Source organism: Pedobacter sp. PACM 27299 (genome assembly GCF_001412655.1).
Taxonomy (GTDB): Bacteria; Bacteroidota; Bacteroidia; order Sphingobacteriales; family Sphingobacteriaceae; genus Pedobacter.
This window is the reverse complement of the sequence record NZ_CP012996.1, coordinates 2824529-2850202: the sequence shown is the minus strand read 5'-3', so window position 1 is coordinate 2850202 and position 25674 is coordinate 2824529. Positions and strand designations below refer to the sequence as shown.

At 42.2% G+C, this 25674-nt stretch carries 12 protein-coding genes and 1 tRNA gene; 6 read left to right on the top strand and 7 right to left on the bottom strand.

The window, feature by feature from the left end; genetic code table 11:
* Nucleotides 1-66 precede the first annotated feature (66 nt).
* Together chrA and AQ505_RS11900 are read right to left on the bottom strand one after the other, a co-directional pair.
* Nucleotides 67-1413 (bottom strand): chromate efflux transporter, encoded by a 1347-nt coding sequence (chrA, locus tag AQ505_RS11905; protein WP_231635082.1) that lies wholly within the window; start codon nucleotides 1411-1413, stop codon nucleotides 67-69.
* Between the two features lie 578 nt (nucleotides 1414-1991).
* A complete protein-coding gene (locus AQ505_RS11900) occupies nucleotides 1992-2654 on the bottom strand; it encodes a hypothetical protein (RefSeq protein ID WP_157262329.1) in 663 nt (220 codons plus the stop codon).
* A 277-nt stretch (nucleotides 2655-2931) separates the two neighbouring features.
* On the opposite strand from AQ505_RS11900, the gene AQ505_RS11895 reads away from it, so the two are divergent.
* Nucleotides 2932-3252 carry a hypothetical protein gene (locus AQ505_RS11895; RefSeq protein WP_062548382.1) on the top strand — a complete coding sequence of 107 codons (321 nt, stop codon included), beginning with the start codon at nucleotides 2932-2934 and terminating at the stop codon, nucleotides 3250-3252.
* A gap of 268 nt (nucleotides 3253-3520) precedes the next feature.
* Here the strand turns inward: AQ505_RS11895 and AQ505_RS11890 are convergent, their stop codons facing one another.
* From AQ505_RS11890 to AQ505_RS11870, 5 genes are all read right to left on the bottom strand, one after another.
* Nucleotides 3521-5155, bottom strand: a complete 1635-nt coding sequence (locus AQ505_RS11890) for a RagB/SusD family nutrient uptake outer membrane protein (protein WP_062548381.1) — start codon at nucleotides 5153-5155, stop codon at nucleotides 3521-3523.
* A 29-nt stretch (nucleotides 5156-5184) separates the two neighbouring features.
* Nucleotides 5185-8154 carry a SusC/RagA family TonB-linked outer membrane protein gene (locus AQ505_RS11885; RefSeq protein WP_062548380.1) on the bottom strand — a complete coding sequence of 990 codons (2970 nt, stop codon included), beginning with the start codon at nucleotides 8152-8154 and terminating at the stop codon, nucleotides 5185-5187.
* A 312-nt stretch (nucleotides 8155-8466) separates the two neighbouring features.
* Nucleotides 8467-8904 carry a tail fiber domain-containing protein gene (locus AQ505_RS11880; protein WP_062548379.1) on the bottom strand — a complete coding sequence of 146 codons (438 nt, stop codon included), beginning with the start codon at nucleotides 8902-8904 and terminating at the stop codon, nucleotides 8467-8469.
* Between the two features lie 80 nt (nucleotides 8905-8984).
* Entirely contained in the window at nucleotides 8985-10487 is a 1503-nt protein-coding gene (gene glpK / locus AQ505_RS11875; protein WP_062548378.1) for a glycerol kinase GlpK, read from the bottom strand.
* Between the two features lie 52 nt (nucleotides 10488-10539).
* Nucleotides 10540-12102 carry a glycerol-3-phosphate dehydrogenase/oxidase gene (locus AQ505_RS11870; protein WP_062548377.1) on the bottom strand — a complete coding sequence of 521 codons (1563 nt, stop codon included), beginning with the start codon at nucleotides 12100-12102 and terminating at the stop codon, nucleotides 10540-10542.
* 548 nt (nucleotides 12103-12650) lie between these two features.
* Here AQ505_RS11870 and AQ505_RS11865 point away from each other — a divergent pair.
* The 5 genes from AQ505_RS11865 to AQ505_RS11850 all read left to right on the top strand — a co-directional run bounded on the left by AQ505_RS11865 (nucleotide 12651) and on the right by AQ505_RS11850 (nucleotide 25669).
* Nucleotides 12651-12723: transfer RNA gene (locus tag AQ505_RS11865), tRNA-Lys, on the top strand.
* A 429-nt stretch (nucleotides 12724-13152) separates the two neighbouring features.
* Nucleotides 13153-13323 (top strand): hypothetical protein, encoded by a 171-nt coding sequence (locus AQ505_RS26645; RefSeq protein WP_197286365.1) that lies wholly within the window; start codon nucleotides 13153-13155, stop codon nucleotides 13321-13323.
* A gap of 1187 nt (nucleotides 13324-14510) precedes the next feature.
* The gene (locus AQ505_RS11860; RefSeq protein ID WP_062548376.1) at nucleotides 14511-15683 is read left to right on the top strand and encodes a helix-turn-helix domain-containing protein; all 1173 of its coding nucleotides are present in this window, start codon (nucleotides 14511-14513) and stop codon (nucleotides 15681-15683) included.
* A 205-nt stretch (nucleotides 15684-15888) separates the two neighbouring features.
* The gene (locus AQ505_RS27170; RefSeq protein ID WP_082461509.1) at nucleotides 15889-17103 is read left to right on the top strand and encodes an exosporium glycoprotein BclB-related protein; all 1215 of its coding nucleotides are present in this window, start codon (nucleotides 15889-15891) and stop codon (nucleotides 17101-17103) included.
* Nucleotides 17104-17134: 31 nt separating this feature from the next.
* Complete coding sequence (locus AQ505_RS11850) at nucleotides 17135-25669, top strand: Ig-like domain-containing protein (RefSeq protein WP_197286364.1); 8535 nt, start codon at nucleotides 17135-17137, stop codon at nucleotides 25667-25669.
* The last annotated feature ends 5 nt before the right edge of the window (nucleotides 25670-25674 follow it).

The window sequence follows — 25674 nt, the reverse complement described above, 5'->3', positions numbered from 1 at the left end:
ATTTACGACTCAAAAACCAACGACCAACACGCTTAGCCCCAATCAGATACCACACCATAACACCTGTTAATAAATAATATGTCCATAATGAAGCAGGCCAAAGATTAAGCTCATTCCAATGATGATCAGCTGATTTACTTTATATTTTTTCATTAGGATCAAGGTGATGATCACCCAGATGATCGCGGCTATATCCAGGTTTTCAAATCTGACTCCTTCGGGAAATACCACATCTTTCCCCAGGAATAGCGTAAGGTTAAGAATCACTCCTACTACCGCAGCAGTAACGAAACTGAGGACATTGGTAATAGCAGTATTCCCATGCACTTTTTCAATGATCGGTCCGCCTACAAATATGAAAAGAAATGAAGGTAAAAAAGTGTGAAAGGTCGTCAGCAGTAAACCCAGAATCCCCATGGTAATGGAGGCCTCAAAATGATGGTATGCTGCCATAAACCCTACAAAAGCAACCACAATGATCAAGGGCCCAGGCGTACTTTCAGCCAATGCAAAACCATCTATCATTTGCATTTTACTGAGCCAATGGAGCTTGGTAACCGCATATTGCGCCACATAAGGCAGCACTGTATAAGAGCCTCCAATGGTCAGAAAAGCCGTTTTAGAGAAAAAGAAAGTCAGTTCTCTCCAAAAGGGAAAATCACTTGTAAAGTAGTATAAGAGAAAAGAAGGTGCCATCCAGATCAGTATAAATACCAGGATTTGCAGGACTGAACTTTTCCAATGAGTTCCAGTTCCAAGGGCTAATGAATTCTTGTTGAAATGGTACTCATTTTCGGGAACCAGCACTTGCTTTTCATTGATTTGCTCCTGACGAATTAAATCGGGCCATAAAAAGTTGAGGGCGATTGCCAATCCGATAGTTCCCAGAATGATAAATACCATAGAAGTATTAAAAAAGAAAATGCAGGAAAAAGCGATGGCTGCGAGCAGCACATGATAAGGTGTGCGCAGTGCTTTTTTTCCGATTCCCAGCAGCGCCACTATGATCATGGAAATTACGGCAGGTTTGAAGCCATCAAACATGGCAAACATCAACGGTTGATTGCCAAAATAAACATAGCATACGCTCAACAGCAGCAGGATCAATATGGCGGGCAGCACAAATAGGATTCCTGCTGCCAAACCACCTTTTTTACCATGAAGCTGCCAGCCCATATAGATGGCCAGCTGCTGCGCTTCCGGCCCGGGCAGCAGCATGCAAAGGTTCAGGGCATGAAAGAAACGACTGCTGCTGATCCATTTCTTTTGATCAACGAGGTAATCATGCATGATATTAATGTGGCCAACGGTTCCACCGAAGCTGATCCATCCTAATTTGAACCAAAATTTTAATGCGTCTTTGAATAAGGGTTTTACTGTCATAATAATTTTTCCGCCCATAGCAATGCCCATTCCCCCTATCAGGATTTTATAAACTGATGCTAAAATGAAGCAGGTTACTAAAAATAAAACTGAGCCACTATTTCCGGAATGAGCGGTAGTTTTAATTGATTATTTCTTGTTTATGGCTTGAAATTAGGCATAAACATTGGAATAAGGAAAGGATTCGGAAGGTATTTTTAGTTGGATTTTAAGGGCAGAATACGGCGTCACAAGACAACAACAGCGGCGTGTTTTACACCTGGATTACTCTAACCACATCAAGCCTTAGATCGCTTTAAAACGGTAGCCCAAAACCGGTTGATTTTGAGCTGCTGGAAGTTGGTTTTATTTATTCTGCTGCCATTTTTTTATGGAATGGACATCCAGTGATTGAATTTTCTTCTTTTTGTATCGCCATTGGTGTAGAAACCGGCCTTCTACGGTGTTGATCCTGTACCAGTGGGAAAGCAGAGGTAAAAAAATTAGAGCAGCCACCTGTCCTTACCCTCAGCAGGTTGTATTGTTCCGGCGAAACTACGTATTTAAATTAATCATTATTTCCCCTAAATAAACCGCGCACAACTATTATGTTTTAAAAATGAGTAGATCTACCTGTATTTTAAAGAAGGCAGCGTTTTCTGCTCTTCCGGAAGCTTTTTGAATTCCTTATAAGCGTCCATAATATATAATTTCAAACCATCAGGATCCATCTTTTCCAGCGCTTTGAAAGTTGGCCTGTACATCACCATAAAGCAATCCAATTGCGCGCCTGCTAATGGGCAGATTGCTTTCACTGAAAAATTATTGAAACGCTCGTCTATGGCCCTTTCATTCGGTTCTTTTTTCATCCGGCGAACGAATTTCCTGGCATACCTTCCTTTTTTGCTAAAATACGTTAAAGGGCTGAATGACAATGGGCGGTTCACATTGAGGCTGAAAGCTTTCGCAGCGCGATAGGCATCCGCATATTCCTCTTCTGGATTAAAGGCTGTTCCTCTGATTTCTATGGTCTGTAAATCGTATCTATTTTGCTGCAAATATCGTTTAACTGGTTTTAAATTGACCAGGAACAAAGTATCTGTCCGGTAACCCGGCTGCACAAAAACCAGGATATCATTTGGCATTGCAGGGATTTTAAACTCCCCTTTCTTATTGCTGACTGTCTTTTGATGGTTGCTGATATTAAATATTTCCACATATTCCTGTAATTCTCGGGTTTCCTGATCCGCAACTGTCCCATTAATTTCCTGCGCCAGTACGGAGTTTGTCAAAAGAACCAATAATGAGCTTGTCAAAAGAAAAGAAACTACGGAAAAAAAGAAAAATTGAGGACGCATAATAAGGGCTTTAATCTTTAAAAATTGGAATTGGTAAATTTAGTAGTATTTCCACCTCCAGTATTTCTTTTAACTTATTTTAACAGCGAGCGTCCTATTTTAACATAGGCAGCATTATATCATCTGTTTACCGAATTCACTTCTGGCTTGAATAAGTAAAAAATAAAGGAATTATATAATCTTCCACAAAACTGGTATATTCGTGGCAATTATGGGTTACGCAAAAGAAAGAGGAAAGCTGGAGAAGCTATCAGGAAAAATTGTTGGTCTGGATATTTATAATGAGAAAAACTTCGCTATTCTCGTTGACAGCCATGAAAAATACTCGCATACCATCAGGATTCTAAAAAATAAAGAACCTGAATTGTTTATGGATTTATATACCAATGAGCTTCAGCAAATCAAAGAAAGCAGAAAAGCAGTAAAAGAAAGTGAAACAGATGAAGCACGCCAGTCGACCTTCATTCAATATAGAGATACACTTGTAGCGGTGATGGAAAAAACCATTAACATTACAAAAGAGACCAATTAATTGGTTGAATGACCGTATAAGAAAGCCTCAGATTTCTCTGAGGCTTTCTTGTTTACAGGCCTAAATTCAGTCAGATACGGACCTGTCTTTCCGGGAAAAATTAACGGATAAGGTCTAAGGCTTCTTTTGTTACAAAGTAATTCAAATCATCACGGGCTGCCATTATTTGGCGTCCCCAGCATCAGCAGTAGGCCAGCCATAGAGTGGGCAACTATCATTAACGTTTTTAAATTTGAGGCGCTCAATATCATTCCTCGAACTGTTTAGGTTATTGATATCCCGTATTCTGACTGAATTCATCTTTATTACTCACTGCATCAATCTGAGTTCTTGAAATTGGCTTAACCAGGTTAAAATCCTTAATGTTCAGCGCATTTGGATTATATGCTTTTACACGTTCCAGAAGTTTTCCGGTTCTTTTCAAATCGAACCAGCGGATTTGTTCTCCTGCAAATTCCCTGGCACGTTCATCCAGGATAAAATCAAGCGTCATTTGTCCTGCAGACACCTGCATATCGGCTATCTTTCCTGGTTTCGCTGCTCTGGTTCTGAGCACATTAATATATTTAGCGGCATCTCCTGGGTTTTGCAATTGCAGGGAAGCTTCTGCAGCGATAAGGTATAATTCCGCGAGCCGAATCACAAAAACATCCCTGGCACTTTGGGCCTCGTTGATGCTGCTTCTGGTAGGGTCATCAAACTTGTTCAAGGTTACATAATGCAGTTGGTCTTTAACTGTACCATTTGCATTGTAAACGGCATTTCTGTCGTAGATTTTATATAATTTCCCTGTTGGTGCAAACACTTTCTTTGTTGCATAAATGGCCGTATCTCCCAATTTCATCCCGGCTGGCCTGGTGGTTCCATTGGCATACCATACGGTTTTAAATGAGCCATCATAACGGGCATCATCGTCAGTGTATAAATCCAGTAAAAAGCGGGTAGGCATATAGCGGTCAAAGGGTCTTCCATTTAAGATATCGCGCAGCATTCCTGGCTGGTCATCATATTTCATAGCAAATAACATGTGACTGCTGTTGCTGCCCCTGCTATGCCCTAAAGGATTTAAGATGGGATCTACCAGATCATTCAAAGAAAGATTTGTAGAATAATTAACGGCATAAATGACTTCTTTATTTTTCAGGTTCTGCATTTTCCAGAGGTCTGCATAAGCGGACAAAAGTGAGAAACCATAGGTTCCATCAATCACATTAAGTGCCATATCTTTTGCTTCCTGATATTTATTCTGCGTGAGGTACATCCTCGCCAGTAATGCTTGTGCGGCAGGTTTTGTCGCTCTGCCATAGTCTTTGGTGGTAGCTGGCAGATTGCTTACCGCAAATAATAAATCTTCAATAATCTGCTTATTAAATGTTGCTACCGGTGTTTTATTGGCGGTAGTAATGACGCCTTTGGTCTCTTCGAGTGTAAAATGTACGCCACCCCATGATTCCACAATGTGCCAGTTGTAAAAGGCCCGGAGAAATTTTAGTTCCCCCTCTCTGATGGCTCTTGTGGCAGGATCCAGACCAGCACCACCGATCCTGTTGATTCCTGCATTGCATAGATTTACAGCGGCATACAGCTGCTGCCATTCCGTGGTGACCGCCGCATTTGTCCCTTGAAGGTTGATGTATTGAGTTAGATCTGTGCTGACATCTCCTGCACCGCTCATCCATAAATCTGTTCCCATTTCGGCCATGCCATACCCTTCTTCTTTTCCATACCACCATCGCTGATAGGAATAGGCGGCATTGACCAGGGTTTCAAAGCCTGCTGGTGTCGTGAACACGCTTTCCGCTGTGATTCCGGAAAGATCTTTTTCTTCTAACATCTTTTTACAGGAAGACAGGGCTGTGAATCCGGTAAGCAGTATTAATCCTTTAATGATATAATTTTTCATGAGTTCTCTTTTCTTGATAATAATTCCTTTTAAAAGCTGGCATTCAGACCAAAGGTGTAGAGCTTCGTCATTGGTGCTCCTTCTGACCCTCCTCTTTCCGGATCATACTCCTTTAACAGGCTTGATTTGGTATAGGTAAGTGGGTTTCTTGCGGTGAAATACAGCCTTAAACTTTTGACAAAGCTTTTTTCCAATGTCTGTTTAGGGATGGAATAACCGAGGGTAATGTTTCTGACCCTCAGAAAAGAACCGTCTTCATAACCTAAACTCGAAGAGTATAAGGTAGAAGCCAATGAGGTGTTTTTATTTGGTCTCGGGTAGGCATTTGTTGGGTTTTCCGGCGTCCAGTAATCGATGATTGTAGAGCTGTTATTGACGCCCTGCGGATCATAGCGGCGAAGAAAATCAGCATATAGCATCTGTCCCATTCTGGCGTACACATAGATGTTTAAGTCCCATGCTTTGTAGGTAAACGTATTTTCTAATCCACCGCTCCAGCTTGGGCGATTGGTTCCTAATATTTTACGGTCGTTAGTACCGTCTATTTTACCGTCATCATTCAAATCTCTCACCCTGATATCGCCTGGTTTCTGTCCATATTTCAAGGCTTCAGCAGCCTGATCGGCTTGCCAGATTCCGATCTTTTCATAGTCGTAAAAAGACTGGATTGGAGAACCTACAAACCAGTTGTTCAGCACATCTGCCTGAGCGCCGCCAGCCAGTTCAATAATGCGCTCTTTATTTCTGCTAAAACTCAGACTGGTTGTCCATTGGAAATTTTCGCTGAGGATATTTTTTGAGGCGATATAGATTTCCAGTCCTCTGTTGCCCGTTTTGGCCACATTTTGAATCACACTGCCATTACCTGTAGAGGGCGGCAGACTTCTGTTCAGCAGCAAATCATAAGTTTTTGAATCATAGTAATCAACGGTTGCAGAGATCCTGTTTTTCAAGAAGGAAATCTCCAGCCCGAAGTCGCTGGTCTTTGTTTTTTCCCAGCTCAGCTGTTTATTCCCTGTTCTTGGCGTATAGGTGTAAGCTGGTGCCGCGGCATCATCATAGGCAAAGGCAATTTTCGACAAGCTGCTCTCTGTAGAATATGGACTGATGTTGTCACTTCCTGCGATCCCGTAACTGTATTTTAATTTCAGGTCAGAGATCACTTCATTGTCTTTCAAAAACTTTTCATCACTTACTCTCCAGGCAATCGCACCTGAAGGGAAAAACGCCCATTTGTTACCTTCAGCGAGCTTCGAAGAACCGTCTGTACGTCCGGTTAGGGTCAGCAGGTATTTTCCTTTGTAAGCATAGTTTAACCGCCCTGCGAAGGAAAGCAGGTTATTCATAGTGTAGGCAGTACTTACCGCCTGATTGATGGTATTTCCGAGCCCATAAAACAACTGCGATTTGAGCAGCTGATTCTCACCGGAGGCGCTCACATTATCGGCCCTATTGAACAGCATACTATTGATTCCAGTTAGGGTAAAGGCATGTTCTTTGATCTGCTTGTTATACGTCACAAAGTTTTCAATATTGATCAAATGTCCGTTGGAAGCCGCATAAGTTGCTTTAGGATTGGAGCCATTACGATCCAGGGAATAACGATCTGCATACGTCCCCAGGCGATCTGTGTTGAGGTTTGCACCCAGATTAGAGCGAATCACCAAGCCTTCTATTGGTTTCAGTTCCATGTATGCTGACAAGATTGTCCGGTTAATGACCGACTCACTGGTATAAATGTCTGGCTGTTCGTCCGCCAGTGGATTTACAAATGTGCCAAAAAGCGGATAGAACATAAAGCTGCCAGCATCGTCATAAATCGTTCCTAATGGAGGTACTTTATTGGCTTGATTTAAGGGATCCCTGCGGTTTTCTTGTTCATAATGGGTGAATTGCGCTTGTAATCCGGTGGTAAATATTTTCCCAATAGATTGATCTACGTTTAAACGTGCCGAATAGCGGTCGGATTTGTCTTTTTTTAACACGCCTTTTTCGTTCATATAGTCCAGGGAGAAGTAGACCTTTGTCTTTTCTGTTCCTGCACGCACACCGATCTGGTGGTCTTGCTGGTGGCCATCATGGAAAAGCAGGTCCTGGTAATCCAAAAACTGGTTATTTTGAATCGCATTAAATTCTGCTGTACTAAAAATTGAGGCATCATCTGCCGGGCTTTTCCAGGTTCCGGTATTGCGGTTGGCTTCTCTTTTCAATGCTATATACTGCTGTGCATCCATCACAGATGGGTATCTGGATACTTTCGAGACGCCATAATAAGAATTTAAAGAAATGGTCGCTTCGCCTGAGATTCCTTTTTTGGTGGTGATCAGAATCACTCCGTTTGCCCCTCTCGACCCATATATCGCTGTGGAGGAAGCATCTTTCAAAATGTCCATAGAAGCGATATCATTGGGATTTATATCCTGGATGCTGGAATACTGCACACCATCTACGATGATCAACGGTCCGTTTCCAGCAGTGATGGAGCGAGTTCCGCGGATATTGATATTTACACCTGAGGATGCTGCGCCGCTGCTTCTGGTGATGTCTACCCCAGGAACTTTTCCCTGAATAGATTCCAATGGATTGGCGGAAGGCACTTTTGCAATCTCATCTCCTTTGATGGACACTACAGAACCAGTTAAATCCCGTTTTTTCACGGTACCATAACCTACCACAACCACCTCATTCAGGTCGTTTTGCTCGGCTGTCATTTTAATATTGAGATTACTCTGCGTACCGACTTTTACTTCTTGTTTCAGAAAACCTACATAGTTTAGCAGGAGTATGGGATTGCTGATATTTGCGGGAATACTTAAGCTAAATTTGCCATTTGCATCGGTACTTGTTCCGCGGGAAGTTCCTTTGACCTGGACGGTTACGCCGATCAATGTTTCCCCATTTTTGGCATCAGACACCTGGCCAGAAATCTTCCGGTCCTGGGCGTAGACTGCGCTGCAAAACAGGCACAGCAGGGCCAGTGATAAATAGAATTTGCTCATATATTTGGTTAGGTTAATTTCTTTTGCCTTTAAACAAATCTACAAAGAATTAAACACCAAAATTTAAAATGAGCGATAAAAAACTGTGCAATCGTTCCCTAAACAGATGAAACAGAGCGATTTAAAGGATGTTTAGAAATTCAACAGCCATAACACAAGCGTTGAAGAGATTTACTTCTGGTAAAAAATACGGTAAATGCGTCTGATAAAAAAAACACCCAATAAGCATTGAAACTTATTGGGTGGCTAGTATTCTGGCGCTCTATGGGTACCAGGAAAGCTATCTTTTTTTAATAGCAGCGCTTTAAAATATTACTTTGATTTCTCTTTTAAAAGATTCAATTCTTTCTTCAAAAGCTCAATTTCTGCCTGCTGTTCTTTGATCGCTGCGACCAGTACAGGGATCAGATTTTCTGACTGTACCTCATTGTATTTTACTACTTTAGAATCATTTTTTCCGGCATTATATTGTTTGGACACTTCGGTTACCATTTGCGGAAATTCAGGGAGTACATTACTCACTAAAAAGCCATATTGACCACCTGTTGGCAGCTCCAGATAATTGAATTTTTTCGTGTCGTAGTTAAAAGTAACCGGCTCCAGATTCTTCAGCTGCTGTGTGGCAGTTGAGATTTTATCTACGTTTACTTTTAGCTCTTTTTCATTGATTTTTTGTGCGCTTACGCTCATTGCGCTTGTTGTTAAAACAAGTCCGAATACAGCGGTTTTCACTAAGATTTTATATTTCATGATATTAAAATTTTGGTAAAACAAGATGTTAATTCTCTAGTCCTACTCCCTCCTTTCTCCATTTGGATTAAGTAGGATATTTATTCTTCAGACCAATTTCTTGATCTTTCTACTGCTTTTTTCCAGTAGTGAAGGTAGTTTTTCGCCTGATCTTTTTCCATCGTTGGCTCAAATTTCTTTTCTATATTCCATTGTTTCTTGATCTCCTCTACGCTGCTCCAGTAACCAACGGCAAGACCAGCAAGATAAGCGGCGCCTAATGCTGTGGTTTCCAAAATCTTTGGTCTGACTACATCGCTGCCGAAAATATCTGCCTGAAACTGCATTAATGCATTGTTTTCTACTGCTCCACCATCTACTCTTAATTCTTTCGATTTCTTTCCGGAATCGGATTCCATACTTTTCAAAAGATCATTAACTTGGAAAGCGATTCCTTCCAATGCTGCGCGGGCGATGTGTGCTGCAGTCGTCCCTCTGGTGATGCCAAATATCGCACCACGTGCATATTGATCCCAGTATGGCGCACCTAAACCGGTCAGCGCTGGCACGAAATAAACACCGCCATTGTCTTTTACTGAAGCGGATAAAGTTTCACTTTCTGCCGAAGTTCTGATAATACCGAGACCATCACGCAGCCATTGAATCGCTGCACCACCTACAAAAACACTTCCTTCTAAAGCATAAGTGACTTTGCCATTAATTTTCCAGCCTACGGTAGTCAGCAAGTTGTTTTTTGAGAATACAGGTTTATGACCAGTGTTCATCAGCATAAAGCAACCAGTACCATACGTATTTTTAGTCATCCCTTCATCTACGCACATCTGGCCAAATAATGCAGCCTGCTGATCTCCTGCAATTCCAGAAATAGGAATTTTGGAAGCAAAAAGTGTGGTGACTGTATTTCCATATACTTCAGAGCTTTGTCTGACTTCTGGGAGCATGCTTTCCGGAATGGTCAGCAATTCCAATAGTTCTTTATCCCATTCCATGGTATTGATGTTGAACATCAACGTTCTGCTGGCATTGGAAACATCGGTGATGTGCATTGCCCCACGGGTAAATTTCCAAACCAACCAGCTATCCACGGTACCAAAACACAGATCTCCATGCTCGGCTCTTTCTCTTGCACCTTTCACATTGTCCAGAATCCATTTCACTTTAGTTCCGGAGAAATAGGCATCAATGACTAACCCTGTTTTTTCTTTTATTTTATCTGTCCAGCCTTGTTCTTTAAGCTCGTCGCAATATTTTGAGGTACGTCTGTCTTGCCAAACGATCGCATTATATACCGGAATTCCGGTTTCTCTATCCCATACAATCGTTGTTTCCCTTTGATTGGTGATACCGATTGCGGCAATATTCAATCCGTTTAAATCAGATTTGGCAATTACTTCAGCTGCGACAGAGGACTGTGAGTACCAGATTTCATTTGCATCATGTTCTACCCAACCTGGTTTCGGAAAGAATTGCTCAAATGGTTTCTGCGCTACGGCAACGATCTCCCCATCATGGTTAAAGATAATGGCTCGAGAACTTGTTGTCCCCTGATCGAGGGCTAGAATGAATTTTTGATCTGGCTCCATTTTATATGGTGTTATTGGAATTAATAAGTTTAAAATTATCTCTGGTATTGATTTAAAATATGGTGTAGGTTTTAGCGAGTTTCTTAAAGTCCTCCACTTCTTTCTCTACCCATATCTGATCGCGGTTTAACTCTTCAGCAATGATTCTGGCCACTTCCGGTGCTGCTGCAATGGCTGCTTTAACGTCCAGGAACAGCAGTCTGAAACGACGTCCCAGCACATCTTCTACCCTTCGCGCATATTCATTTCTAACGGCCCATACCACCATTGCTTTCGTATATGGATAGGCTGGAACCAATCTTTCCCCAAGTGCAGGATTTTCCTGTATCAGCTTTTGGATCCCTGCAAGATCAGTTCCATAAAAATGAAGTGGATCTGATTTATCTGGAGAAGCCACATACCCATGAATGTGAAGCTGTTCTGTTTTACAAGGTTTTGCTGGCAGATATCCTTTTTCAATCGCTTTGTCTACTGTATCCTGAGCCATCCTTCTAAAGGTAGTCCATTTACCACCGGTGATGGTGATCATTGCAGAGTCTGAAACGATGATTTTATGACTTCTGGAAATTTCTTTTGTTTTTGAGCCTTCCTGTTTTGGGGCTGCCAATGGACGTAAACCTGCAAAAACAGCAAGTACATCCGCACGGGTTGGTTTTTTCCTAAAGTATTTTGCTGCTGTAGAAAGGATAAATTCGATTTCCTGATCTAAGGCCTGAGGCTCTAGCTCCGGATGATCTCTTAGTGTATCTGTAGTTCCTACAATCAGTTTATCATGCCAAGGTACTGCAAATAGCACCCTTCCATCGTCAGTTTCAGGAATCATCAGCGCATTATCTCCTTCCATAAAAGAACGATCAAGCGTAATATGCACCCCCTGACTTGGGCGTACCAGATGTGGTGCTTCCGGTCTGTCCATTTGCAGAATATTATCTACATATACACCGGTTGCATTGATCACCACTTTTCCCAGGACATCGTAAGTATTTCCGGTTTCAATATCTTTCACTTTTACGCCGTTTACTTTCTTACTGTTGTCTTTCAGTAAACCTTCTACTTTCATGTAGTTGAGTACCGTTGCGCCATTTTCTATTGCAGTCTGTGCGATATTTAAGGCAAGTCGGGTGTCATCAAACTGACCGTCATGGTAAACCACTCCACCTTTTAATCCTTCTCTTTTAATAGAAGGTAATGCGGCAATGGTCTTTTCCTTATTGATATATTTTGAGGCACCAAGGCTGAGTTTACCTGCCAGCAGGTCGTAAAACTTCAATCCTATGGTATATTTAATATTGTCGAACCAGGTATAATTTGGAATGACGAATGATTCATTTTTAGTCAGATGAGGGGCATTTTTCAATAGCAAACCTCTTTCATGACAAGCTTCACGCACCAGGCCGAGATCTCCCTGAGCCATATAACGAACACCGCCGTGCACTAATTTGGTTGCTTTACTAGAGGTTCCTTTAGCAAAATCTGCCTGTTCCACTAATAACGTTTTATAACCACGTGTAGCCGCGTCCATTGCGATCCCCAAACCTGTAGCTCCCCCGCCAATGATGACCACGTCCCATTTTTCGCCGGTTGCTAGATTCTGTATCAATTTAAGTCTGTCCATAGTAGCGCTTTTAACAAAATGAAACTTTCAATTAGTTTCGTTTTCTTTCACAAATTTGTCTGTTTATAGTTTCATTTCCAAATTATTATCACGTTATTTTCTGGCAGAATGCGTTAATTCCTATCTAAATGAACAAAATGCGGGAAAATTTACCTGGGCTTTACATTCTTGATCAGCTCTGGATACGTATTAATTTAATATTGGCTAAGAAGATAATGAAGAAGAGTGGCAATTTGTTTGCAGTATTAGGTAATTTCCGGTCAATTATTTTCTAACAGGTATGTTTTTAGGGGTTGGAAAAGGTTGGAATGTAATTATTGTGTTTTAAACTTATGATTTTATCGGGGTGTATAAACAATGATTCAAGTCGACAGGAATTGTATTCTGCTCCTATTAGAAACAATTGGTCATTTGTTGTAAAAATATTTCAGCTGTATCTCAGTGCATTACGAAATTATTTTAATTTTAGTGCACTTTTTTAAGTGTAGCGTGTACTGATTTAGGAAAATTTTCTATCTTTGCACTCCCGAAACAAGGGAACAATAAATGATTCCGTAGCTCAGCTGGTAGAGCATTACACTTTTAATGTAGTGGTCCTGGGTTCGAATCCCAGCGGGATCACAAGATTCAAAATCAAAACGTACAAAAGGCTGTTAATCGCATGATTAACGGCTTTTTTACTTTTACGGGGGTACCAAAACTTGCACCGATTCTGATAAAAAATTGAGCGATTCGGTGAGTCATTTGGAAAATTCACCCTACTCACCGAACGGCACATATCCAACTACTGAACAGATAGTTACAGATTGAACATTTTGTAAGCGTTAAACTGCAAAGCTATTTTTGTTTCACCCTTAATCATTAAAAAACGAACTTCAGCCTGCTTTTCTATCTGAAAAAGCAAAAGAACTACATCAGTGGCAACACCCATATTTACACGAGAATTACGGTTGATTGTAAACGTGCAGAAATCACGACCTGAGGGATTGTAACCCCAGCCGTTGGAGCAAGAGATCCAACCGACTGATCGGAACTAAAGAAGATGTGAAAATGCTTAATTCATATTTGGATCAACTGCAAGGTTCCGTTTATCAGGCACATCAGGAGTTGGTAAGTTTCGGTATCATGATAACTTCAGATGCCATTAAATGCAGATACCTGGGTAAAATGGATGGCTCGCATACTTTACTAGAGCCGTCAAAGATCACAATGAAAAGATGAAGTCTTTGGTGGATAAAGAATTGTACAGAATCCAAATACAGCTAAAACATATATTTTTATCATTATTGATTACTTTACTCTTTAAATATTCAGCTTTTTTTGTTTTCTATTAACAAAAAAGTGGTGCTTGAGCTCAACAACCATTAAAAGTCATTTAAGTAGGGCTCAAAAAAGGGTGACATCATGCTATTAGCGATATGACAGATAAACCTGAAATTAAGTAAAAAATCAGACCATTATAGTTATTCATTTTATTGAGCGTTAGTATTGATTATGTTGGAATGCAATTTTTTTTATTAAACCAGACTATTTTGAAGATATATGGGATGATCTATATCAACCAGTATCAAATATCATTTACGCGCCTCGTGGAGCAGGAAAAACTGCTCAAAGAGTCATGATAGAGAAAAGAACGAAAGAGTTTAACGATATATTATCGATTTCTTATACAAATCATGATTTGTCCGCATTTAAAAATATAAATGAAATAAGTTTGCATCAGCTTGAGCGTTGAAGTATAGGCCACTTCGCCTTTTTGCTGGATCAATTTATCGTGAACAAAGCGCAGGGTCGATGGGCCGTCTTGCCATAGAACTTGCAAAAAATCAAATTCTGTTTTGGATGGACTATAAGTTACTGTAGGTTTTGAAGATCGCACAAGTAACATAACGTACTTTGCGAAGATTAAATGTATTTTTATTATAGCACCGGTAGAATAGCGTTATTTATTCCAGAGGACTTTTAGTGTCCGTCTATAATACCATATTTATATTGCCGTTGAGATTTTTGCGATTAATGGGGATTGTCGTGGGTGCTAGTCCCTTTATCTACAAGAGATCTAAAAATAGTAGGTGGTAATCCTGTTCATTTCATTCATTCATCTTTCAGTCAGACCAGCAAAAAGAAAAAACAGAAAGACAAATATTCCTTATTGTAAATAAATATTCATATTTATAAATTAAAAGATAAATTAAATAATTATCATATACTACTAAAAAAATAGAAGACCTTAATAGTTTATATTAAAAAATAATATTTTTTGCCTATTATTCATCGATAAGTATTAACCACATATTTTAGCTATTTATTACAATAATTTGAATTAAATTCGTTTCATAGCTCCTAATGTTATGACGCTCTCTCTCTTTTTTCACAGCGCAAGCTGTTTCTTCTTTCTGCTGTTTTCAATGCACCTTTTTCTCGCTAAACAGGGAAATAAGCTTTTAAACTACTTGCTTGCCATCCTTTTATTCTCCAAATTCGGTCAAGTATTCATCTCCTTATTGATCCATTCAGAACAACAGCAGCTGTTCCCAAACTTATACCAGTTTTTTACACCATTTTGGTACATTAGCCCTGCGTGCTTTTATTTATATACGACCAGCTTCATTCATGAAAACTCAAGGTTGTCGAAAGTCCAATGGTTACATTTAGTTCCGGCCGTTTTTGCAATTGTACATGTGTTCCCCTGGGGACAAAACACCACTACAAACTGGAGTTCTGTTGCAATTCAGATTGAAGGAAAAAAACAGCTTTTCATCACCGAAAGTACCGGGCTTTTCTCTGCAGCTTTTTACTACCTGGGCAAACCAGCGTTAACCATCATTTATTTAATATTGACCTGGTATGTAGTGTTAAAATCAAAAATCTTCCATACAGACCAGAACTGTCCCCGTAAAAAATGGTTGTTGTTTTTTCTAATGGTGGGTACTTTTTTTCAACTGATTAGTTTTCTCCCGCTCTTATTCTGGAATATGTCCCAGCCTGACATTAGCAGATCATTTATGCTGATGAGTGGCGTGGTCTTCTTGAGCATTATGATTTTCATCTTCCACCATCCAAAATTGCTTTATGGCTATCTTTTTGTGTCGGTGAGCCTGGATACTGTAATACCTGTTCGGAAAGAAACAGCAGAAGCGAAAATTAACGAGGAATTAGAAATTGAGCGAGAAGAAAAAGTTAAAACAGCAAAACCAGAGACAATTCAACTAAAAAAAATCAGCCTCTTACCTGATCAGTTGCTGCAGTATTCAAATGCAATGCGGGAAGTAATGGACATCGAGAAACCTTACCTGATGGAAGATTTTCAAATCATAGACCTGGCTGGAAAACTCAATATTCCTGTACACCATTGTTCATTTATCCTCAATAACCTCGTAGGTAAAAATTTCAGAGAATGGATCAATGAATACAGGATTCAGTTTTTTATGGATCAATATCCAATTAAGGCAGAAAGAATGAAAATTGGGTCTATTGCCAGGGAATGCGGATTTAAAAGTACTGCTACGTTTTATAATGCATTCAAGAAAGAAACTGGGTTAATGCCAACCGTTTATTTCGCTCAAAAAAAGGTCTCTTAAAAGCATATAATGATTTCTAACTATTCAATAGTTAGACAACTAGAACGTAAAAATAGCATTTTATTATATTAAACTAAATAATTTTATACAACATCAAGTATCAAAACAAATGATAAATCATTAATTCAAAGTAATTAATGAAATCTGAATAAGCGCTGAAAAACGTATAATCATCATATAAATTAATTACTCTTATCCATTTGTTATGAAAAAAGCAACTACTACTTTACTGGTATTATTACTAATTGTGTTCAACAGTTTTGCACAAACCCCACAAAAAATAAACTATCAGGCCGTCATTCGAAATGCGACCGGTCAGCCTGTACCCAACCAGGCTGTGGGCATGAGGCTGACCGTTCAAAATGGGCCCGTCGGTGCTGCATTATATTCAGAAACACAAACACCTACAACCAATGCATACGGACTTGTAAATCTACAAATAGGAACAGGAAGTGTAGTTACCGGTACATTTGCTACCATTCCATGGACCACAGGAAGTAAATACCTTAAGATTGAAGCGGACATCACAGGTGGATCGACATACACTGTGGTTGGTACAGTCGAACTGGTCAGTGTCCCTTATGCTTTAAACTCTTTAAGTGCAGAAACAAGCAAGGATAACCGATGGGCACTTACCGGCGCCAATATCTTAAACAACAATACGGGAGGTGTCGGAATTGGCGCTGGAACAGGAACTTTTCCTGCAAATGACGCGGTATTGGATATCTGGTCAAGTACCAAAGGGATTTTGATTCCAAGGGTAAGTTTAGCTTCATCAATCGCTACTCCAAGTGACGGTTTGCTGGTTTATCAGACGACTGCACCTAAAGGATTTTATTATTCTAAAACAGGAGCCTGGGTAAGACTTACCGATGCCAATGATAGCTCTGCTCCTGTAAATGGTGGGGCCATTATTCCATTTGCTTCTGGCTTACCATTGACTATGACTACAATTGCAGGAGGACTGGTTGGTACAACCGGTGTTGTTGGCTTTGGAAGTAGTGCCAGTGGTGTAAATCTGCTCAGTGGAACTATTGATTTGACAGGTGCAGCGGGAACGCTTTTAAACTTTGCCTTTTCTGCGCCGAGATCCGGTACAATAAAAAGTATGTCCGCTTTTTTTAGTACTACAGCTGCTTTATCATTAATTGGTACAACGGTATCCATCAACGCACAACTTTATCAAAGCACCACACCTAATAATTCTTTCACCGCTGTGCCTGGTGCTTTAGTGACTTTAGCCCCTCCATTAACGGGTATCATTTCTTTAGGTACAACAGCTAATGGAATCACAACTGGATTGAGTATCCCAGTAACGGCTCAAACACGCTATATATTGGTGTTTTCGGCTACAGCGTCAGGATTAAGTCTACTCAATACGGTAGTAGGTTATGCCAGTGCCGGACTTAGCATTGAATAAATCAGTTAAGCAGATCATTAAACTTATTATCATGAGATACCTTAAAACAATTATATTGTTATGGGTTGCGATTTTAGCTAGCTTAACTGCAAATGCTCAGTCTGCAAATAGCCATACGATTAGTTCCAGTGGCGGCACCTTCCCGTTGCCTGGTGGGAACACTATAAACTTCACGATTGGGGAGCCGGTCATTGAGACAATAGGCTCAAACCCCGTATTTACGCAGGGCTTACATCAAACTTTATTGTTTTTTTCAATAATTGATGTGAACTCTCCAAATACAGTTACGCTTTATAAAGCAGGAGCTGTCATCCCCATAACGGTTACGTTTAATCAGCCAGTCTTCGTAACAGGAACCCCAGAACTCGCTTTAAATAGTGGTGGAAAAGGGTTATATACCACTGGATCTGGGACTACGACACTTACCTTTAATTACACCGTTGGCCCTGGAGAAACTTCCGCTGATTTAGATTATGCCGCGATCGGCTCACTTACCCTTGCAGGCGGAACCATTCAGAATAGCCTTGGTGCGGCCGCTCCCCTGACTTTACCAGTACCGGGTACCGCAGGCTCATTAGGGGGAAATAAAGATTTCGTTATCGATACTACAGCCCCAGCAGCACCATCAACGCCTTCTTTAGCTACACTAAGTGACAGCGGTCCATCCAATAGCGATCACATTACCAATGTCACTACTCCAGTATTTACAGGTACTGCAGAAGCAGGATCAACAGTAACCCTTTACGATACCGATGGTACAACTGTGCTTGGAACTGGTGTTGCCACTGGAGGAAACTGGTCAATTACCGCAAGCACCTTAACCGAAGGTGTGCATACCATTACTGCAAATGCAACAGATGCAGCCGGGAATACAGGTCTTGCTTCAACCGGGCTTCCAGTTACCATAGATCTGACTTCACCTACGTTGGTCATCACCAGCAATGTAGCAACATTGAAAGCCAGTGAAACAGCCACCATTACCTTTACTTTCTCTGAAGATCCGGGAACCACATTTGCATGGGACGGAACAACCGGAGATGTGGTGGTAACGGGAGGTACACTAGCTGCAATTTCTGGTTCAGGATTAACACGTACGGCAACTTTTACGCCAACATCACTGGTAAACGGAGGTACAGCAAGTATCACCGTAGCAGCAGGTACGTATACAGATCTGGCAGGTAACAATGGTGGTGCAGGTACGACGCCTTCGCTGACTTACGATACCTTCCCTCCTGTTTCACCATCGACTCCTGATTTAGCAGCAGCAAGTGACAGTGGGATATCGAATAGTGACAACGTTACCAATGTCACTACCCCTGTACTTACTGGTACTGCGGAGGCAGGATCAACAGTTACGCTTTACGATACCGACGGCACCACTGTGCTTGGAACGGGTGCTGCTACTGGAGGAAACTGGTCGATTACCGCAAGCACTTTAACGGAAGGTGTACATACCATCACCGCAAAAGCAACAGACGCCGCTGGGAATACCAGTTTAGCTTCTACTGGCCTTGCCATCACGATTGATTTGACTTCGCCTACCCTGGCCATTACCAGTAATGCAGCGCAATTGAAATCTGGTGAAACAGCCACCATTACCTTTACTTTCTCTGAAGATCCGGGAACTACATTTGCATGGGATGGAACAACCGGAGATGTGGTGGTGACAGGTGGAACTTTAGCCGCAATTTCAGGTTCAGGACTAACACGTACGGCAACTTTTACCCCAGCTGCAGCAACAAATGCAGGTACAGCAAGCATCACTGTAGCAGCAGCTACTTATACAGATGCGGCAGGTAACAACGGCGGTGCAGGCACAACTCCGTTATTGAACTTTGATACTTCTACGCCTAACGCACCATCTGCTCCAGTTCTGGCAGCAGCAAGTGACAGCGGGGTATCTAACAGCGATAACCTGACCAACGTCACTACACCTGTATTTACAGGTACTGCAGAAGCAGGATCAACAGTAACCCTTTACGATACCGATGGTACAACTGTGCTTGGAACGGGTGCTGCTACTGGAGGAAACTGGTCAATTACCGCAAGCACATTGGCTGAAGGAATACATACCATCACCGCAAAAGCAACAGACGCCGCTGGTAATACCAGTTTAGCTTCTAGCGGCCTTGCCATCACGATTGATTTGACTTCCCCTACCCTGGCCATTACCAGTAATGTAGCGCAATTGAAATCTGGTGAAACAGCCACCATTACCTTTACTTTTTCTGAAGATCCGGGAACCACATTTGCATGGGACGGAACAACCGGAGATGTGGTGGTGACAGGTGGAACTTTAGCTGCAATTTCAGGTTCAGGACTAACACGTACGGCAACTTTTACGCCAACTGCAGGAACAAATGCAGGTGCAGCAAGCATCACTGTAGCAGCAGCTACTTATACAGATGCGGCAGGTAACAACGGCGGTGCAGGAACAACTCCGGTATTGAACTTTGATACTTCTGCGCCTAACGCACCATCTGCTCCAGTTCTGGCAGCAGCAAGTGACAGCGGGGTATCTAACAGCGATAACCTGACCAATGTAACTACACCTGTATTTACAGGTACTGCAGAAGCAGGATCAACAGTTACGCTTTACGATACCGACGGCACCACTGTACTTGGAACGGGTGTTGCTACTGGTGGAAACTGGTCAATTACTTTAAGCACATTGGCTGAAGGAATACATACCATCACCGCAAAAACAACAGACGCCGCTGGCAATACCAGTTTAGCTTCTACCGGTCTTGCCATCACGATTGATTTGACTTCCCCTACCCTGGCCATTACCAGTAATGTAGCGCAATTGAAATCTGGTGAAACAGCCACCATTACCTTTACTTTTTCTGAAGATCCGGGAACCACATTTGCATGGAACGGAACAACCGGAGATGTGGTGGTGACAGGTGGAACTTTAGCTGCAACTTCAGGTTCAGGACTAACACGTACGGCAACTTTTACGCCAACTGCAGGAACAAATGCAGGTACAGCAGGCATCACTGTAGCAGCAGCTACTTATACAGATGCGGCAGGTAACAACGGCGGTGCAGGCACAACTCCGGTATTGAACTTTGATACTTCTGCGCCTAACGCACCATCTGCTCCAGTTCTGGCAGCAGCAAGTGACAGTGGGGTATCTAACAGCGATAACATGACCAATGTAACTTCACCTGTATTTACAGGTACTGCAGAAGCAGGATCAACAGTAACCCTTTACGACACCGACGGCACCACTGTGCTTGGAACGGGTGTTGCTACTGGAGGAAACTGGTCGATTACTGCAAGCACATTGGCTGAAGGAATACATACCATCACTGCAAAAACAACAGATGCCGCTGGGAATACCAGTGTAGCTTCTACTGGTCTTGCCATCACGATTGATTTGACTTCGCCTACCCTGGCCATTACCAGTAATGCAGCGCAATTGAAATCTGGTGAAAATGCTACCATTACCTTTACTTTCTCTGAAGATCCGGGAACCACATTTGCATGGGACGGAACAACCGGAGATGTGGTGGTAACGGGAGGTACATTAGCCGCAATTTCAGGTTCAGGACTAACACGTACGGCAACTTTTACGCCAACTGCAGGAACAAATGCAGGTACAGCAGGCATCACTGTAGCAGCAGCTACTTATACAGATGCAGCAGGTAACAACGGCGGTGCAGGCACAACTCCGGTATTGAACTATGATACTTCTACGCCTAACGCACCATCTGCTCCAGTTCTGGCAGCAGCAAGTGACAGTGGGGTATCTAACAGCGATAACCTGACCAATGTAACTACACCTGTATTTACAGGTACTGCAGAAGCAGGATCAACAGTTACGCTTTACGATACCGACGGCACCACTGTGCTTGGAACGGGTGTTGCTACTGGTGGAAACTGGTCAATTACTGCAAGCACATTGGCTGAAGGAATACATACCATCACCGCAAAAACAACAGACGCCGCTGGCAATACCAGTGTAGCTTCTACCGGTCTTGCCATCACGATTGATTTGACTTCCCCTACCCTGGCCATTACCAGTAATGTAGCGCAATTGAAATCTGGTGAAACAGCCACCATTACCTTTACTTTCTCTGAAGATCCGGGAACCACATTTGCATGGAACGGAACAACCGGAGATGTAGTGGTAACTGGAGGTACACTAGCTGCAATTTCTGGTTCAGGACTAACACGTACGGCTATTTTTACGCCAACTGCAGGAACAAATGCAGGAACAGCAAGCATCACTGTAGCAGCAGCTACTTATACAGATGCAGCAGGTAACAACGGCGGCGCAGGCACAACTCCGGTATTGAACTTTGATACTTCTGCGCCTAATGCACCATCTGCTCCTGTTCTGGCAACAGCAAGTGACAGTGGGTTTTCGAATAGTGACAACCTAACCAATGTAACTACACCTGTATTTACAGGTACTGCAGAAGCAGGATCAACAGTAACCCTTTACGATACCGACGGCACCAATGTGCTTGGAACGGGTGTTGCTACTGGAGGAATCTGGTCGATTACTGCAAGCACATTGGCTGAAGGAATACATACCATCACCGCAAAAGCAACAGACGCCGCTGGTAATACCAGTTTAGCTTCTACTGGCCTTGCCATCACGATTGATCTGACTTCGCCTACCCTGGCCATTACCAGTAATGCAGCGCAATTGAAATCTGATGAAACAGCTACCATTACCTTTACTTTCTCTGAAGATCCGGGAACCACATTTGCATGGGACGGAACAACCGGAGATGTGGTGGTAACGGGAGGTACATTAGCCGCAATTTCAGGTTCAGGACTAACACGTACGGCAACTTTTACGCCAACTGCAGGAACAAATGCAGGTATAGCAAGCATCACTGTAGCAGCAGCTACTTATACAGATGCGGCAGGTAACAACGGAGGTGCAGGCACAACTCCGTTATTGAACTTTGATACTTCTGCGCCTAACGCACCATCTGCTCCGGTTCTGGCAGCAGCAAGTGACAGCGGGGTATCTAACAGCGATAACCTAACCAATGTAACTACACCTGTACTTACAGGTACTGCAGAAGCAGGATCAACAGTCACACTTTACGATACCGATGGTACAACTGTACTTGGAACCGGTGTTGCTACTGGTGGAAACTGGTCTATTACTACAAGTACTTTAACTGAAGGTGTACATACCATCACCGCAAAAGCAACAGATGCAGCTAGTAACAGCAGTATAGTTTCATCAGGATTAATAATCACCATTAACACCACAATTCCAACTGTAATTAGTATCGCGCTTGCAGATCCTAACCCGACACTGGCAACAAGTGTAAACTATACGGTAACTTTCACTAAAGACGTGTTTAATGTGGATGTAAATGATTTTGCGACTGTACTTTCAGGTACTACAGGAACAATTGCAAACATTGCCCATTCTGACAACAGAGTTTTCAGTGTAACGGTGAATTCCATCACCGGAGACGGAACAATCGGACTGAACCTGAACAACACTGGAACAGGAATTACCGATGTTGCCGGAAATAGTATTGCAGCAGGTTTCACTGGTGATTTTTACACCTTTGACCATAGCATACCTACTTTAGCCGGAGTAAATATTATATCCGATAACAGCAATCCGGTCTTCGCACAAGTTGGCAACACTGCAACTTTAACCTTTACTTCCAGTGAGACCATCCAAACTCCGGTAGTGACGATCGCTGGTCATAGTGTAACACCTGTTGCATCTGGAAATAACTGGACTGCAACTTACACTTTTACAGCGGCAGATCCAGAAGGTTTGGTGCCTTACCAGATCAGCTTCCAGGATTTGATTGGTAATGTTGGAACCCCGGTTTCTACAGGTTCAGGCTCGGTAACTTTAGATAAAGTTTTGCCTACTTTAACTAATGTCAACATCCTGTCTGACAATGCCATTCCTACAATTGCAAAGGCAGGAAACACGGCTACATTAACCTTTACAGCAAGTGAAGTGTTGCAAACTCCGGTTGTGACTATTGGAGGTCATGCTGTGGTGCCAACTGCTTCAGGAAGCAACTGGACGGCAACTTACACTTTCACTGCCGCAGATCCGGATGGCTTAGTGGCTTATAACATCAGCTTTAGTGATCTGGCAGGAAATGCAGGAACCCCGGTTTCTACAGGTACGGGTTCGGTAACATTAGACAGAACCGCACCGGCCATCCCGGCCAACCTTGCAGCAGTTTCCGGTGATACACAAATCATATTGAACTGGGCTGCAAATACGGAAAGTGACCTGGCTAAATACCGTATCTTTTATGGCACAAGTGCTGCGCCAACCACACTGCTCGCCGATATACCTGCAGGTACAACTAACTACACCAATATTGGGTTAACAAACGGCACCACTTACTATTACCGCATTCAGGCAGTCGATCAGGCTGGTAATTCAAGTGCATTAAGCACAGATGTTTCACAGGTTCCAAGAGGCAATCAAAGCATTACTTTCAATGCGATTGCTGCAAAAACTTACGGAGACATCGTCTTCAGCCTTGGAAATCTAAATTCATCAGCCGGTCTTCCAGTGATCTACACTGCGACTGACCCTTCCATTGTATCAATTACAGGCAATATGGCCACTATATTGAAATCAGGAAGTACAACGATTACTGCAAGTCAGCCTGGTAATACCATCTTTAATGCAGCAGCAAATGTGCAGCAAACATTAACCGTAAATACTGCAACGCTGACGATTGTGAACAATAACCGTTCTAAAGTCTATGGTGATGTACTCAACGGTCTTGACTTCACAGGAACGATTACCGGAATTCAAAACGGTGACAATATCACCATTACCAGGAATAGTCTTGGTGCACCGGCAGCCGCTGCAACAGGTACATATCCAACTGTTGCCACATTAATCGATCCGGATAACAGGTTAGCTAATTATACAGTTAATAATCCGGATGGCACACTGACCATTACACAGAAAGCACTGACCATCACCGCTTCAAATCTGAGTAAAGCCTATGGTGATTTACCTGTATTTACTGGTACTGAATTTACAGCTAATGGTCTGATTAATGGAGACGTCATTACCTCAGTAAGCCTAAACAGCCTTGGTGCAGCCGCAAATGCAAGTGTTGCAGGCTCTGATTATGACATTGTTGCTTCAGCAGCTGTTGGAACAGGTTTAAGCAGTTATAACATCGTTTATATCAAAGGTAAATTAACAGTGAACAGAAAGACTTTAACGATCATTGCTGATGAAAAAGAGAAGTTTTTGGCTGAAGTCAATCCAGCGCTTACCGCGACTTATTCAGGTCTGGCAAATGGAGAAAATAGTTCAGCACTCAGCAGCTCTCCTGTCTTGACTACTACGGCAACCACCAATAGCCCGGTTGGTACTTACGACATCAATATCAGTGGTGCTGCAGCAGACAATTATGCCATTACTTATCAAAAAGGAACGCTGACTGTTAAAACGGATGCGCCAACCACCATCAGCCTTGCCAGCGTACCATTGTACGAAAACGCCGCTGTGGGATCGGCTGCCGGAACACTAAGCAGTACATCTGATTATCCGGGTGCATTATTTACCTATTCATTAGTGACAGGTTCCGGGGATACAGATAATACTGCATTTGCCATCAATGGCAATCAGCTTCAGACCACTGCAATCCTGGATTTCGAAACAAAATCTGTTTACAAAGTGAGGGTACGTTCTACGACACAAAATAATACGTCGCTGGAAAAAGAACTGACCATTAATTTAACAGATGTGAACGAGTCCCCTACACTATCTGCCATAGGCGATCTTGCTTTGTGTGCCACAACAACCACACAAACTATTGCCTTAACAGGAATCAGCGCTGGTCCGGAAAGCAGTCAAACCACTACACTAACGGTTAATAGTACCAATTCAAGTCTTTTTGAAACGTTAAAAGTTGTGGGTAGCGGTGCTACAGGAACCTTAACTTACAAATTGAGAAACAGTGCATCAGGTGCAGCCACGGTGACTGTATTAGTGAAAGACAATGGAGGTACCGCAAATGGAGGAGTAGATACCTACAGTCGTTCATTTGTACTTACTGTCAATGCTTCACCTGCGATCTCTATCAGCAGTAATTTAGGTAATCAGGTAAGCAAAGGGGCAACAGTGCTCTTAACTGCAACAGGCGGAACAAATTATGTTTGGGCAAACAGTAATGGCATCCTGAATGGGCTAAATTCAGCAGTGCTTACAGTAAGGCCAAAGGAAACGACTACCTACACGGTAACTTCAACCAATGCCAATGGCTGTTCACAAACCCAAACATTTACCTTGGGTATACTGGACGATCTGGCGCTGATTAAAGGAACCAATATCATCACCCCTAACGGAGATGGTTATAATGACAAGTGGATTGTAGATAACATCGATTTCTATCCGAATAATGAAGTGAAGGTTTTTGACAAAGCTGGAAGAATTCTTTATACTAAAAAGGGATATGATAACAGCTGGGATGCCACGGTAAATGGCCATCCTTTAGAGGAAGGAACCTACTATTACATCATTGACTTCGGAACAAACAAGCTTAGATTCAAAGGCTTTATTACTGTTGTCAGAGAAAATTAATCTTT